Origin of the sequence: Sulfitobacter sp. 1A12056, assembly GCF_043558125.1 — a bacterium.
Taxonomy (GTDB): Bacteria; Pseudomonadota; Alphaproteobacteria; order Rhodobacterales; family Rhodobacteraceae; genus Sulfitobacter; species Sulfitobacter faviae.
The window spans coordinates 303,067-316,036 of the sequence record NZ_JBIFFY010000001.1 but is presented as its reverse complement, the minus strand read 5'-3'; the positions used below and the strand labels follow the sequence as shown (position 1 = coordinate 316,036).

The 12,970-nt window shown below is 63.1% G+C and carries 14 protein-coding genes; 7 read left to right on the top strand and 7 right to left on the bottom strand.

The features are described 5' to 3' along the window. The first annotated feature begins 14 nt into the window (after positions 1–14). The 5 genes from rpsR (at position 15) to ACGYLD_RS01520 (ending at position 3,976) form a co-directional block, all read left to right on the top strand. Positions 15–242 (top strand): 30S ribosomal protein S18, encoded by a 228-nt coding sequence (rpsR, locus tag ACGYLD_RS01540; protein WP_005852865.1) that lies wholly within the window; start codon positions 15–17, stop codon positions 240–242. 11 nt (positions 243–253) lie between these two features. Next, positions 254–880 carry a 50S ribosomal protein L9 gene (gene rplI, locus ACGYLD_RS01535; protein WP_067261846.1) on the top strand — a complete coding sequence of 209 codons (627 nt, stop codon included), beginning with the start codon at positions 254–256 and terminating at the stop codon, positions 878–880. A 161-nt stretch (positions 881–1,041) separates the two neighbouring features. Further along, positions 1,042–1,332, top strand: coding sequence for a hypothetical protein (locus ACGYLD_RS01530; RefSeq protein ID WP_168612589.1), 291 nt, complete (start codon positions 1,042–1,044; stop codon positions 1,330–1,332). Between the two features lie 127 nt (positions 1,333–1,459). Then, positions 1,460–1,945: a lytic transglycosylase domain-containing protein gene (locus ACGYLD_RS01525; protein ID WP_271691540.1), complete on the top strand. Its 486-nt coding sequence runs from the start codon at positions 1,460–1,462 to the stop codon at positions 1,943–1,945. Positions 1,946–2,017: 72 nt separating this feature from the next. After that, entirely contained in the window at positions 2,018–3,976 is a 1,959-nt protein-coding gene (locus ACGYLD_RS01520) for a bifunctional 2',3'-cyclic-nucleotide 2'-phosphodiesterase/3'-nucleotidase (protein ID WP_394400767.1), read from the top strand. 318 nt (positions 3,977–4,294) lie between these two features. On the opposite strand, the gene tig is transcribed toward ACGYLD_RS01520, so the two are convergent. The 3 genes from tig to ACGYLD_RS01505 form a co-directional block, all read right to left on the bottom strand. After that, positions 4,295–5,626 (bottom strand): trigger factor, encoded by a 1,332-nt coding sequence (tig, locus tag ACGYLD_RS01515; protein WP_067261839.1) that lies wholly within the window; start codon positions 5,624–5,626, stop codon positions 4,295–4,297. Between the two features lie 154 nt (positions 5,627–5,780). Next, positions 5,781–6,698, bottom strand: coding sequence for a calcium/sodium antiporter (locus ACGYLD_RS01510; protein WP_271691543.1), 918 nt, complete (start codon positions 6,696–6,698; stop codon positions 5,781–5,783). A gap of 127 nt (positions 6,699–6,825) precedes the next feature. Continuing rightward, positions 6,826–7,110 carry a DUF2312 domain-containing protein gene (locus ACGYLD_RS01505; protein ID WP_067261835.1) on the bottom strand — a complete coding sequence of 95 codons (285 nt, stop codon included), beginning with the start codon at positions 7,108–7,110 and terminating at the stop codon, positions 6,826–6,828. A gap of 108 nt (positions 7,111–7,218) precedes the next feature. Between ACGYLD_RS01505 and ACGYLD_RS01500 the strand changes: the two genes are divergently transcribed. Together ACGYLD_RS01500 and ACGYLD_RS01495 are read left to right on the top strand one after the other, a co-directional pair. Then, positions 7,219–7,458 carry a hypothetical protein gene (locus ACGYLD_RS01500; RefSeq protein WP_168612596.1) on the top strand — a complete coding sequence of 80 codons (240 nt, stop codon included), beginning with the start codon at positions 7,219–7,221 and terminating at the stop codon, positions 7,456–7,458. A gap of 67 nt (positions 7,459–7,525) precedes the next feature. Continuing rightward, positions 7,526–7,948 carry a TIGR01244 family sulfur transferase gene (locus ACGYLD_RS01495; protein ID WP_271689862.1) on the top strand — a complete coding sequence of 141 codons (423 nt, stop codon included), beginning with the start codon at positions 7,526–7,528 and terminating at the stop codon, positions 7,946–7,948. Between the two features lie 32 nt (positions 7,949–7,980). Here the strand turns inward: ACGYLD_RS01495 and ACGYLD_RS01490 are convergent, their stop codons facing one another. From ACGYLD_RS01490 to ACGYLD_RS01475, 4 genes are all read right to left on the bottom strand, one after another. Continuing rightward, the gene (locus ACGYLD_RS01490) at positions 7,981–10,680 is read right to left on the bottom strand and encodes an ATP-binding protein (RefSeq protein WP_394400763.1); all 2,700 of its coding nucleotides are present in this window, start codon (positions 10,678–10,680) and stop codon (positions 7,981–7,983) included. Further along, positions 10,680–10,970 carry a hypothetical protein gene (locus ACGYLD_RS01485; protein WP_168612592.1) on the bottom strand — a complete coding sequence of 97 codons (291 nt, stop codon included), beginning with the start codon at positions 10,968–10,970 and terminating at the stop codon, positions 10,680–10,682. The genes ACGYLD_RS01490 and ACGYLD_RS01485 overlap by 1 nt, the downstream gene beginning before the upstream one ends. 6 nt (positions 10,971–10,976) lie before the next feature. Beyond that, positions 10,977–11,345 carry a response regulator transcription factor gene (locus tag ACGYLD_RS01480; RefSeq protein WP_271691545.1) on the bottom strand — a complete coding sequence of 123 codons (369 nt, stop codon included), beginning with the start codon at positions 11,343–11,345 and terminating at the stop codon, positions 10,977–10,979. A 117-nt stretch (positions 11,346–11,462) separates the two neighbouring features. Further along, on the bottom strand, positions 11,463–12,755 hold the full coding sequence (locus ACGYLD_RS01475; protein WP_271691546.1) for a helix-turn-helix transcriptional regulator: 1,293 nt from the start codon (positions 12,753–12,755) through the stop codon (positions 11,463–11,465). Positions 12,756–12,970: the final 215 nt, after the last annotated feature.

Here is a 12,970-nt window from a genome sequence, read left to right as displayed (position 1 = left end):
AGAGGACATAAACCATGGCTGCAAAACCATTTTTCCGCCGTCGCAAAGTCTGCCCCTTCTCGGGCGACAACGCACCTGCGATCGACTACAAGGACACACGTCTGCTGCAACGCTACATCTCTGAGCGTGGCAAGATCGTTCCTTCCCGCATCACCGCCGTATCGGCCAAGAAACAACGCGAGCTGGCCCGTGCCATCAAACGCGCCCGTTTCCTCGCCCTGCTGCCCTACGCCGTCAAGTAAGGAGAGAGCACATGCAAGTTATCCTTCTGGAACGTGTGGCCAAACTGGGCCAGATGGGCGAAGTCGTGGACGTAAAGCCCGGCTATGCCCGCAACTACCTGCTGCCGCAGGGCAAGGCGCTGTCGGCCTCCAAGGCCAACGTCGAAGCCTTTGAAGGCCAGAAAGCCCAGCTCGAAGCACAGAACCTCGAGACCAAGAAAGAAGCCGAGAAACTCGCCGAGAAGCTGAACGGTCAGCAGTTCGTCGTGATTCGCTCCGCTTCCGACGCCGGCGCGCTCTACGGCTCCGTCACCACCCGTGACGCCGCCGAAGCCGCGACCGCCGAAGGCTTCTCGATCGACCGCAAGCAGGTCGTTCTGGGCAACCCGATCAAGGAACTGGGCGTGCATGATGTGCGCATCATCCTGCACCCCGAAGTCGACGCCACAATCGAGCTGAACGTTGCACGTTCGCCCGAAGAGGCCGAGCTTCAGGCATCGGGCAAATCGATTCAGGAACTGGCCGCCGAAGAGGAAGCCGCCGCTGAATTCGAGATCTCCGAACTCTTCGACGACATCGGCTCTGCCGCTGACGAAGACGGCGACTCGGACGTGGTGCGCACCCCCGAGGGCGACGCACAGGACGACAGCAACAGCTGATCCGGCCTGTCCGATCTGACATGAAACGCCGCGCGGTCCTCCGCGCGGCGTTTTCTTTTGCGCAGCCCCTCCAACCGCCCCGCACGCGCCTCTGACGCAAACCCCTGCAAAAACAGCGCGATTTATGCTAAGATACCTCCATTCAGCATGGAGGATGACACATGCGTTACATCACCATCACCACTTGGGAACTCGCCGACGGGGCGGATTACGACGTGGCCCTGCGCGCCATCGAAGAAAAGCGCCTACCCGCCCTCAAGGGCTTTGGCGCCAGCCGCATCACCGTGGTCCGCACCTCTGAGCGCACGAGTGCCGCAATCACCGAATGGCCCGACAGGGCCACGCGCGACGCCGCCGAACTCAAAATCGACGAGGTCCGCCGTTCGGTAAAACGCGAAGATCAGAGCCGCATGACCGGCGAAATGAAAGGCGAAATCGTCGCCGATGTTTAAGCATGGCGAAAAGCCGCGCCTGAGGGTCCAAGGCTTGGGCAAGGGGCCGCGTATCCTGCGCCTGCGCTCTTGCCCGATGGCCCCCTTGGGGCGATCCTCGGGGCGAGATAACAAGCTCCGGTGCATCATGCCTCAGACCACACGCCGCGTGTTCCTTTCCCTCATCGCTGCCAGCACGCTCACCGCCTGCAACGCCGCACCCGAAGTCTCCCCCACGCCGCCGCAGCGCCCCGCCCTGCCGCTGCACCCGAATGAGACGCCCGAGTTGCGGCGCAAGATCAACCACTGGGCCGACTTCTACGACCTGCCCCGCCCATTGGTGCACCGCCTCGCCATCCGCGAAAGCACCCACAACCCTCGCGCCCGCAACGGCCCCTATTACGGGCTGCTGCAAATCCTGCCCGCCACCGCGCGGTCGATGGGATTTCAGGGCCAGCCTTCCGATCTTTTGGATGCCGATACCAATCTGAAATACGCGCTAAAATACCTGCGCGGCGCCTGGCTCCTGTCGGACGGTGACCATGGCACCGCCATCAAATGGTACGCCCGCGGCTATTACTACGAAGCCAAGCGCCGCGGCATGCTTGTGGAAACCGGCCTACGGGACGGGTGATTAATTTTCGGGCTTGCGCGGCCTCTCGCTTCGCCTCAGGTAGGTGTTAATCACGTCAAGAAGGAACGCCGCATGACCCTCCGCCTCAACCGCCGTCACTTCCTCGCCGGCACTGCCGGATTGCTGGCCCTCCACCCCTTTTCTCTCCGCGCCGCGGCCAATCAGGCGCATCTGCGGTTGATGGAGACGACGGACCTGCATGTGCATGTCTTTCCTTACGACTATTACGCCGACAAAGAGGTCGACACCGTGGGCCTTGCCCGCACCGCCAGCATCGTCAAATCGATCCGCGCCGAGGCGACCAATACCCTGATGCTCGACAATGGCGACTTTTTGCAGGGCAATCCGATGGGCGATTACATCGCTTATGAGCGCGGCATGAAAGAAGGCGACATGCATCCGGTGATCCAAGCGATGAACGCGCTTGGCTATGACGCCTCGACCCTTGGCAATCACGAGTTCAACTACAGTCTTGACTTCCTGATGAAATCCCTCGCCGGGGCCGACTTCCCGGTGGTTAGCGCAAATGTCGTCAAAAAGGTCGGTGCCAAGCCGAGCGACGATGAGACACTGGTCAAACCCTATGTCCTGCTCGACCGGATGCTGATCGATGGCGCAGGTGAGACGCATCCGATCAAGATCGGCATCATCGGCTTCGTTCCGCCCCAGATCATGAGCTGGGACCGCCGCCACCTCGAAGGCAAGGTGCAGGCCCGCGATATCCTCGAGTCCGCCCGCGCATGGGCGCCCCAAATGAAAGAGGCAGGGGCCGACATCATCATCGCGCTGTCGCACTCGGGCATCGGTGCAGCCAAGGAAGAGGATATGATGGAGAACGCCTCTGTCCCCCTCGCCGCGGTGGAGGGGATCGACGCCATCATGACCGGGCACAGCCACCTCGTCTTCCCCTCGGGCAGCTATGCGGACTATCCGGGCGTGGATGTCAGCGAGGGTACGATCCACGGCAAGCCCGCCACTATGGGCGGCTTCTGGGGCAGCCACCTCGGCCTGATCGACCTGATGCTGGAGCGTGACGGCAGCGGCTGGCGCATCGCCAGTCACAGTGCCGAGGCGCGCGCCATTTCGCAGCGCAACGAAGACCGCTCTGTAATGCCGCTGGTGGAAAGCGATGCCGAGGTGCTTGCCTCCGTCCAGCAGGAACATAATGAGACGCTGGCCTATGTTCGCCGCGCCGTGGGCAAGACCGACGCCAATCTGCACAGCTATTTCGCGCTGGTGGCGGATGATCCTTCGGTGCAGGTCGTCTCCAACGCGCAGCGCTGGTATATCGAACAGATGCTGAAGGGGACCGAACATGAGGGGCTGCCGATCCTTTCCGCCGCCGCCCCCTTCAAGGCCGGTGGCCGTGGCGGGCCGGAGTATTACACTGACGTCCCGAAAGGCGATGTAGCGATCAAGAATGTCTCCGACCTCTACCTCTACCCCAACACGGCCCGCGCGGTGCGCGTGACCGGGGCGCAGGTGAAAGACTGGCTCGAACGCTCTGCCGGCATGTTCAACCAGATCACCCCCGGCAAGGCCAATCAACCGCTGCTGAACCCCGAGTTCCCCAGCTATAATTTCGATGTGATCGACGGGGTGACCTATCAGATCGACCTTAGCCAGCCTTCCAAGTTCGGCCCCAAGGGCACCGTGGCAAACCCTGAGGCAAGCCGGATCGTGAACCTTGAGTTCGAAGGGCAACCCATTGATCCTAAAGCCGAATTCATCATCTCCACCAACAATTACCGCGCCAGCGGCGGCGGGGCTTTCCCCGGCGCGATGGGCGATACCATCGTGTTTGAAGGGCCCGACACCAACCGCGATGTGATTGTGCGCTATATCGTCGAAAAAGGCACCATCAGCCCCCGCGCCGATGGCAACTGGCGCTTCGCGCCGTTGGAGGAAACGAGCGTGATGTTCGAAACCGGGCCAAAAGCGGCGGACTACGTCGATGAGGTGACAGGGGTAGAGATGGAACAGGTAGGCGACACGGAAGACGGCTTCGCGCAGTTCCGGATTACTTTGTGACGTCCCCGATGCGTATCAGCATCTGACATTGCCACATAGAGCAGCGCCTTCCCTGGGGGGCGTTGCAACGATGGTGGCCTGCGGTTGCCCCCATCGCACGCGACTGTTGCGAATTTCCGAGACCTTGCAAATCGCCCCCCCGGGGGGGGAGGGAGGGCGATGCCCGGGGTGCCCCCGGGCGGGACGTCGACAGTAGGTTCGGTAACCCTTCAAGCCCATCCAGAGTGACAGGCAAAGGCCACGCTTCTTGTCCAGCCCAAACGAAACAGGGGCGACGGTTTCCCGTCGCCCCTGCTCCAAAATCCGATCCGGTAAGACTTACTCGTCTTCCAGCTCTTCAACAGCTTTCTGAAGCTCTTCTTTCGAGATCTCTTTCTCGGTCACCTTGGCTTGTTCGACCACGTGATCGACAACCTTGTCCTCGAAGATCGGCGCGCGCATCTGCTGCTGCATCTGCTGGTTCTGCTGCACGAATTCAAAGAACTGACGCTCCTGACCCGGGTACTGACGCGCCTGGTTCATGATCGCTTGGGTCATCTCGGCGTCGGTCACCTGAACGTCGGCTTTCTGGCCCAGCTCGGCCAGCAGCAGGCCCAGACGGACGCGGCGTTCGGCCAATGTCTTGTGCTCGTCTGTCGGCTCGATCTCGGGGTGGTCGTGACCTTCCACATCAGGGTTTTCCTCGTGCCACAGCTGATGCGCGATCTGCTTGGCTTCGGCATCGACCAGCGACGGCGGCAGGTCAAAGCTGACCTCTTTGTCCAGCGCGTCCAGCAGGTTACGCTTCATCACAGCGCGCGAAGCACCGGCATATTCCGCTTCCAAACGCTCAGCGATCTGACCTTTCAGCGCGTCGAGATCCTCGGCACCGAATTTCTTGGCCATCTCGTCGTTCACTTCAGCGGCGACGGGCTCTTTCACTTCTTTCACGGTGCAAGCGAAGGTCGCTTCCTTACCGGCCAGATGCGCGGCCTGATACTCTTCGGGGAAGTTCACGACGACGGATTTCTCTTCGCCCGCTTTCACGCCAACCAGCTGCTCTTCGAAGCCGGGGATGAAGGAGTTGGAGCCCAGCACCAGCGGGTAATCTTCCGCCGCGCCGCCTTCGAATTCTTCGCCGTCGACGGAGCCTTTGAAGTCGATCACAACCTGATCGCCATCTTCGGCCTTGGCACCCTCTTCGCGGGCTTTGAAGTCCTGCGCGGTTTCGGCAAGGCTTGCCAGCGCTTCTTCGACAGCCGCATCGTCAGCTTTGACCACCATCTTTTCCAGTTCGATCTTGCTCAGATCAACTTCGGGGATTTCCGGCAGTTTTTCGTAGGACATGGAGACTTCGACGTCGTCGCCTTCTTTCCAGTCCTCATTGGTCATCTTGACCTCGGGCTGCATCGCGGGGCGGTCGCCGGTCTTTTCGAAATGCTCGTTCATGGCACCGTCGATGCTTTCCTGCATCGCTTCGCCCATGATCCGCTGGCCGAACTGCTTTTTCAGCAGCGCCATCGGCACCTTGCCCTTGCGGAAGCCCTTCATCTCGACTTCGGGCTGCGCTTCGGCCAGCTTCTCGTTGACCTTGGCTTCAAGCTCATCGGCGGTGACGGTGATGTTGTAACCGCGTTTCAGACCTTCGTTCAGCGTCTCGTTGACCTGCATGTGTGCTCCATAGGGTAAGGCCGCGCGGCGGGGGCGCGGGCGAAAATTTGTGTCCTTCTATGGGTGTTGAACCGCCTGCGCAAGGGGGTCCGCGGCCCATCGCGTCACATCCGCAGAAATCGCCCCCACCCCCGCCGGGCAGCCCAGTGTCGGGCTAGACTAAAAGCACTGCGACATAAGCCACATAGGCCAGCGCAAAGAGCGCCCCCTGCCCGCGTGTCACGCGCCCGCCAAAGGCGCAGGCGATCAGCGCCACCGTGGCCCCCATCATCACCCAGATGTCGAGCGCGGCGATCTGCGCGGCCACCCCCACCGGCTGGATCAGCGCGGTGATGCCCAGCACGCCGAGCATGTTGAAAGTGTTGGAGCCGACCACGTTGCCCAATGCCACATCGCTCTGCCCGCGCCTTGCGGCGATGACCGACGTGACCAATTCCGGCATGGAGGTGCCCACGGCCACGATGGTTAGGCCGATCACCGCCTCAGACAGCCCCACGGCCTGCGCAAGCGCCACGGCGCCGGTGACCAGAAACCGCGCCGAAAGAATGGTCAGCAAAAGCCCACCCAGCAGCCAGACGAGCGCCAGCCAAGACGGCGCTTGATCCGGCAGCGGCTCCATCGCCTCTGCCCCGCTTCGATCGCTGCGAAAGGTGTAAATCAGATAGGCCGCCAGCCCCACGAGGGCGACGCCCCCCGCAAGCCGATCCACCTGCCCCAGCAGCACAGTGCCGAGGCAGAGCAGGCTCGCCGCCAGCATGACCGTCCCGTCCCGCGCGAAACTACGCCCGGAGATGGCCACCGGGGCGATCACCGCCGCAAGGCCGAGAATCAGCAGGATATTCGCGATGTTCGACCCCACGACATTCCCAAGCGCAATGTCCGGCGCGCCCAGCAAAGCCGCCTGAACCGAGGTCACCAATTCCGGGGCCGAGGTGCCAAAGCCCACCACCGTCAGCCCGATCACCAAGGGCGACAAGCCAACCCTTTGCGCCAGCGCCACGGCGCCGCGCACCAGATACTCACCACCGAGCACGAGCCCCAGCAGACCACCAAGGACAAACAGAATGTTCACGGGAAAAATCTCACCGGCCTCAGACCATCGGGCGTCGCGGAGACCGCGCAGACGCCCGATGCAAATGGGGATGGGCCGGAGGCATTCAAGGCCGCGCGGAAAATTCAGTCCCGCCGCGGCAGGGCGCTCACATGCCCAAGGCTTCTTTGTACATTTCCATCACCGCTTCTTCTTCGGCGATGTCGTCCTTGTCGCGCTTGCGCAGGGCGATCACCTTGCGCAGCACCTTGGTGTCGTAACCGCGCGATTTCGCTTCGGCCATCACCTCTTTTTGCTGTTCGGCAAGGTCTTTCTTCTCGGCGTCCAAACGCTCGATCCGCTCGACGAACTGGCGCAGCTCATTGGCGGTGACCCGGTAGGTCGCATCGCCTTGGGATTCGACGACATCGGGATTGGTGCTGGTATCGCTCATGGGAAGTCCTCACGGAATGGCTGGCTCTGGCGGGTTTGACTACAGGCTGCACGCCCAGCCCGCAAGCGGGACTTGCCCCCCTTGGCGGTTTGGCGTAGCTCTGCCGCCATGGAAAGCGCAAACACATCTATTTTCGATCTCATGGTCTGGGGCGGCGCAGGTCTGTCCCTTTTGGGATTGCTCGGTCTGGGCTGGTGCATCATCAAGGTGAGCCGTGCAAAACGCGCGCAGCTCGACGATGAGGAGATGCGCGTGGTGCTGCGCAAAGTCGTGCCGCTGAATATGGGCGCGCTGTTTCTGTCCGTGATCGGTCTGATGCTGGTGATCCTCGGGATTTCGCTGGGCTGATCGGCGCGTTTGAACGGCCCGCCCCGGCGGTGCTGGACAGGGCCGCCGCATCTGCTTAAATCGGCCCATGGATATTCGCCAAATCACCCCCCGCTATTTCGTCGCCCCGCAGATCGAGCCCGGTGACATGGAAAGCCTGCGCGCCCAAGGCATCACCCGCATCCTGTGCAACCGCCCCGACGCGGAAGTGCCCCCCAGCCATCAGGCCGCCGCCATGCGCGAAGCGGCCGAGGCCGCGGGGATTGCCTTTGCCGAACAGCCGCTGACCCACCAGACCATGACGCCTGACGTCATCGCCAAGAACCGCGCCCTCGGCGTGGAGACCGATGACACCGTGCTGGCCTATTGCGCCTCTGGCACCCGTTCGACCATCGCTTGGGCCTTGGGCCAAGCCGGTGAGATGGACAGCGACGCGATCATCGAAGCGGCGCGTCAGGGTGGCTATGACCTTGAAAACATGCGCCCCATGCTGGGGCAAAGCTATACCTGAGGTCTCTGCCGGTCCCCTTGGGGGCCGGTGTCCTACGCCGCTGCGGTCAGAGCACGGGCGGGCAGTTGAACCCGGAAGGCCGTGCCGGGCACATCCCGCAGGAAGCTGATCTCTCCGCCCAAGCGGCACATGATTTCACGGCAGATGGCAAGGCCAAGCCCCGCGCCATCGCCCTCCCCCGTGATGCGCGAGAACTTCTCGAAAATCAGCGCCTCCGACCCCGCGTCGATCCCATGGCCGTTGTCGACGAAATCAATCACCAGCCCCTGCGCCGTCACCCGCGGCGTGATCAGCAGTTGCGGGTCATCCGCAGCGCAGTATTTGCGGGCGTTGGTGACGAGGTTGATAAAGACCTGCACCAGCCGGTCGAGATCGCTGGTCAGCACAATATCCTCGGCCTGCGGATCGCGCAGCACCTTGAGCGGCCGCGTGGCCCCCGCCTGCGCCGTGGTCACCGCCAGTTCCAACAGATCGCGTAGGTTGCCTTCGCGCTGGTTCAGCGTCACCTGCCCGTTCTCCAGCACCGACAGGTCCAACAGATCATCCAATAGCCGCGTCAGACGGATCGTCTCGCTATGGATGATCGTGGCATAGCGGTTCTTGTCGGCGTCCGTGAGGCCGGGCGCATCGCGCAGGATCTCGGAAAACGAGCGGATCGAGGTCATCGGCGTGCGCAATTCGTGGCTGATCTGGCTGAGGAAACTATCCTTTTGCAGCGACAACTGCGTCAGCTTCTCATTGGCCGCGCGCAGCTGCGCTGCCGTCTCGGTCAACTCGCGCGACTTGGCTTCCAACTGGCTGGAATACTCCAGCATCTGCGCGGATTCGTCGGCCACAGCCAAGAGGTCTTGGACCGAGACCGAGGCCCCGCCGACGATCTGCGCCACCATCGCATGGGCCGTGGCCGCCCCGACTGAGGCCGCCAACTCCCGCTCCAGCGCTTGCACGAATCGTGGCGTGGGCTCGGGCAGACGTTGCCCCTGCCCCTGCCGTTCTGCCTCGCGTGTGAAAAACGCCTGCGCCTCCGTTGCGCCCAAGATGCGCTGCGCCATGATCATCAAGTCTTCGCTACCCGCGACGGATGCTGTCCAGCCCCGCGCCGGGCCGGAATGGTCAAAGACATTGACGAATTGCGCGCCCTGAAGCCGCTCCAACGGTGTGGGGAAGCTGAAGAGGGAGACGACGACGAAAACCAGCGTGTTGAGCGCGAGGCTCCAGACCACCGCATGCACCGTCGGGTCGATCCCCGCGATGCCGAAAAGCGCCTCGGGGCGCAGCCAAGCGAGCCCCCAAAGCCCCTGCTCCAAGGTCGCACTCGACAGGGCCACATCCGCGCCAAAGCTGGGCAGCAGCATGGTAAAGACCCAAAGCACAAAGCCCGTGCCCAGCCCGCAAAGCGCGCCGGTCCGCGTTGCCCCGCGCCAGAGCACCCCGCCCAGCATCGCGGGCAGAAACTGCGCCACCCCGCCGAAGGAAATCGTGCCAATCGCGGCCAGCGCCCCGCTGCCGCCTGAGGCCCGATAGTAGAGATAACCCAAGCCCACCACGCAGAAAATCGACAGCCGCCGCGCAAGGATGACGATATTGCGCACATCCCCAGACTGCGTCGCCCCATCGCGGCGCAGCGCCAGCCAGATCGGCATGACGATATGGTTGCTCACCATGGTCGACAGCGCCAGCGTGGCGACGATCACCATCGAAGTCGCCGACGAGAAACCGCCCAAGAAAGACAGCATCGCCAGCCCGTTTTGCCCTTGGCTGAGCGGCAGGCTCAACACGAAAAGATCGGGGTTCGCGCCTTCGGGCATCAGGTCCAGTCCCACCACCGCGATGGGCACGACGAAAAGGCTCATCAGCATCAGGTACAGCGGGAAGGCCCAGCTTGCGATTTGCAACTGCCGCTCGTCGTCGTTCTCGACCACCATGACCTGAAACATGCGCGGCAGGCACAAAAGCGCGGCCCCCGAAAGCACGGTCAACGCGGCCCAACGGCTGCCCTGCACTTGCCATTGGCCGATGTCGGAGGCGTCGATCCGCGCCAAGGTCTCGCTCAAGCCCCCGGCCAGCCCCCAGATGACGTAAACCCCCACCGCCACCAGCGCCAAGAGCTTAACCACCGCCTCCACCGCGATGGCGATGACCACGCCATGATGCCGTTCGTTTACATTCAGGTTCCGGGTGCCGAAAAGCACGGTAAAGAGCGTCAGCCCCGCCGCGACCCAAAGCGCCGCCTGCCCCCGGTTGATCACATCGCCTTCCGCCTCGGCCAGCGGCACGTCGGCGGCGGCAAAGATTGACAGCGACAGGATAACCGATTGCAATTGCAGCGCGATATAGGGCGTCACACCGATCACGGCCATCACCGTCACGACGATCGCCAGCGTGTTGGACTTGCCGTAGCGCGATGAAATCAGGTCGGCGATCGAGGTGACGCGATGGCTTCGCCCGATCCGCACCAAACGCCGCAGCCCCCACCACCAGCCGATCATCACCAGCGAAGGGCCGAGGTAGATCGTCACATATTCCAGCCCCGAGCGCGCCGCATATCCCACCGCGCCGTAAAAGGTCCAAGCGGTGCAATAGATCGACAGCGACAGGGTATAGACCAGTGGCGAGCGCAGCAGCCAGCCGCCCTGCCCGCGCAGGGCCGCGCGTTCGGCGGCGAAGGCCACGATGAACAGCCCCGCCACATACATCAGGCAGACCGCCACCAACTGGTTGAGCGATACCATCAGCGCGGCCCGTCCGGCTGTGCTGCATCCTCACCCGAGGCCACATCCCGGGTCCGCCGCCAGAGCGCCCATGTCCCCAAGATCAGCAACGCCCAGACCCCAAAGAGATAGCGCAGCGCCACGCTCATCGGGATGGTCGGTGCGGTGGGGTCCGTACTGCCCGCTGGCACGGGCCAAAGCAGCGGCACCATCCACAGCATCATTCCCAGAAACGGCAGCAACCGCACCGCATCCATCATGCGCCGCTGACGGTAGCCGCGTTTTTCCAAAAAGATCGGCCTACGGGGCATGGCGGGTCAACTGGCGATCAGGTCGCGCACCGCGTCCAGCATCTCGGCATTTGAGAACGGCTTGGTCATGAAGCGGCTGACACCCGCCTTTTCCGCCATGGCGCGGTCCCGGCTTTGGCCCCGCGCGGTCAGCATCAGCACCGGCAACGCGCCGGTTTCGGGGTCACCGCGCAACTCATCGAGTATCTCGAACCCGCTCTTGCCAGGCAGCATCACGTCAAGCATCACCAGATCGGGCGCTGCCTTGCGGATCACATCCACCGCGCCCGATCCATTGGCAAGCGTCTCCACGCGCCAACCCTCTTGGCTCAGCAAAAAGCGGATGGCTTCGGCGATATTCACCTCGTCCTCCACCAGAACTACGAGTTTGCTCATCGGCAAAAAGTCTCCCCCCTCGGTGTGCGGCGGCCCCGTCTTGCTGCGGGGTCTCGCGCACCGGGGGGAGCATGCATCGGTTTGCCAGCCCTGTCAAAAACTGCCTTCCGCGCGGCCTCAGATCCCCTCGCGCAGGATCGAAGGCTCGCGCCGCGCGCGGCATCCTTCGACCGGGCAAATGCGACAGGTCGCCCCCACCGGCTGCGCAGGCGCCGCCCCCGAGGGCACCGGCAAGAGCAACATGACCGATTGGCTGAGCGGCGGCGTGTTATAGGCAGCCGCAGCTTGCACTTCGCAAGTGGCAATCGCCTCGAACTCCGCCTGCCCGCGCCCCATCTGCATGACGCGGGATTTCATGACCAGTCCCGGCTGCCCCTGCACCGCGAAGAGCGACCAAAGCGGGCAGCAGGCGCCAAAGCGCGGCACGGTGAACCCTTCGATCGACTTGGCGAATGTCACGCTGCCAGAACGGTCACAGACCACCAGCCCCGCGCCAAGCTCGGGCAGTGACGCCAAGCGCCGCAGCACCCGGCCCATCGGCTGGTCGAGTGCCTGAGCCAATTCGGCAGGATCGTGACCCATCTCCCCCGCCGCCCGCTCCAGCCGCGCCAAAGGCAGCGCCGCCGCATCGCGGGCGATCTGTTGCAACACGCCCGTCGCGATATGCTGCGCGGCCTTAGTCTTGAGCGTATCGGCCTGTTCGACCAGCGCCGCAATCGCCGCCTGCGGGGCGCGCGCCTCTTCCAAAGGGTCGAAGCGGTAGTCATGCGCGGCGAGGAAACTTTCAACCTCTGCCTGGGGCGAATGGGCCACCTCGCGGGTCTCGGCGGCATTGTCGAAATAGGTCACCAGCGCCTGCGCACTGTCAGATAGGCGGCGGCTGTCTTGGTGGATATTGGCGTGAAACCTATCGCGCCATTCCGCTTGCAAACTGTCCGTTTCTGCCAGAATCGCGGCAGTCGACCGGATCGCCGCGGCGGTACTCAATAGCTCATGCATGGAGGTGGCAAGCTGCGGGTCATGGGCCAAACGGTCCGAGAGCGCCTCGACCGTCTGCTCCAATGCCGCGATGCGGCGCTGGCTGTTGGCCAGCACCTTGGCCCAGCCCGGAAACCGCCCCGCGAATTCATCCGCCCGGTCGCTCTCTGGTCCGGTTAGCCCCGCATCCTCTGCCGCCTCGCGCAGGGTGGCAATCAGCGCGGCTTCGGCCCCTTCGGTCAACGCCTGCGGCTCGACCCCAAGCGCATGGGCGATGTTGAGCAAGAGCTTGCCGCCGATTCTGCGCCGATTGTGCTCGATGAGGTTGAGATAGCTGGCCGAGATGCCGCTTTGCTGCGCAAGCTCGGCCTGTTTCAGCCCCGCCATCACGCGCCGCTCACGGATACGGCTGCCGGTCAGACCCTCACGCATGGGACGGCCCGGCCGGATGTTTCGCCCGTTGTTTCAAGGTCTTTCTGCGCCGCAATATCATATTCTTTACAGGGCCGCCGATGCGATTGCGAATATATTTACAAAAAAATCGTTTCGATCAAGCGCCTTATTGATCGGTTTTCATTTTCCGCGCCATAGTTTCTTTGCACTATTGCGTGTTGTGGCATCGGGGGGAGGTTCCGCTGCTGCGACTT

What these genes read in the sequence shown, in the direction of transcription:
- ACGYLD_RS01475 (WP_271691546.1), bottom strand. Translation starts at nt 12,755, where the DNA reads ATGCGTGAGGGTCTGACCGGCAGCCGTATCCGTGAGCGGCGCGTGATG.
- ACGYLD_RS01500 (WP_168612596.1), top strand. Translation starts at nt 7,219, where the DNA reads ATGGAAAGCGCAAACACATCTATTTTCGATCTCATGGTCTGGGGCGGC.
- ACGYLD_RS01490 (WP_394400763.1), bottom strand. Translation starts at nt 10,680, where the DNA reads ATGGTATCGCTCAACCAGTTGGTGGCGGTCTGCCTGATGTATGTGGCG.
- ACGYLD_RS01520 (WP_394400767.1), top strand. Translation starts at nt 2,018, where the DNA reads ATGACCCTCCGCCTCAACCGCCGTCACTTCCTCGCCGGCACTGCCGGA.
- rpsR (WP_005852865.1), top strand. Translation starts at nt 15, where the DNA reads ATGGCTGCAAAACCATTTTTCCGCCGTCGCAAAGTCTGCCCCTTCTCG.
- ACGYLD_RS01485 (WP_168612592.1), bottom strand. Translation starts at nt 10,970, where the DNA reads ATGCCCCGTAGGCCGATCTTTTTGGAAAAACGCGGCTACCGTCAGCGG.
- ACGYLD_RS01480 (WP_271691545.1), bottom strand. Translation starts at nt 11,345, where the DNA reads ATGAGCAAACTCGTAGTTCTGGTGGAGGACGAGGTGAATATCGCCGAA.
- ACGYLD_RS01530 (WP_168612589.1), top strand. Translation starts at nt 1,042, where the DNA reads ATGCGTTACATCACCATCACCACTTGGGAACTCGCCGACGGGGCGGAT.
- tig (WP_067261839.1), bottom strand. Translation starts at nt 5,626, where the DNA reads ATGCAGGTCAACGAGACGCTGAACGAAGGTCTGAAACGCGGTTACAAC.
- ACGYLD_RS01495 (WP_271689862.1), top strand. Translation starts at nt 7,526, where the DNA reads ATGGATATTCGCCAAATCACCCCCCGCTATTTCGTCGCCCCGCAGATC.
- ACGYLD_RS01505 (WP_067261835.1), bottom strand. Translation starts at nt 7,110, where the DNA reads ATGAGCGATACCAGCACCAATCCCGATGTCGTCGAATCCCAAGGCGAT.
- ACGYLD_RS01525 (WP_271691540.1), top strand. Translation starts at nt 1,460, where the DNA reads ATGCCTCAGACCACACGCCGCGTGTTCCTTTCCCTCATCGCTGCCAGC.
- rplI (WP_067261846.1), top strand. Translation starts at nt 254, where the DNA reads ATGCAAGTTATCCTTCTGGAACGTGTGGCCAAACTGGGCCAGATGGGC.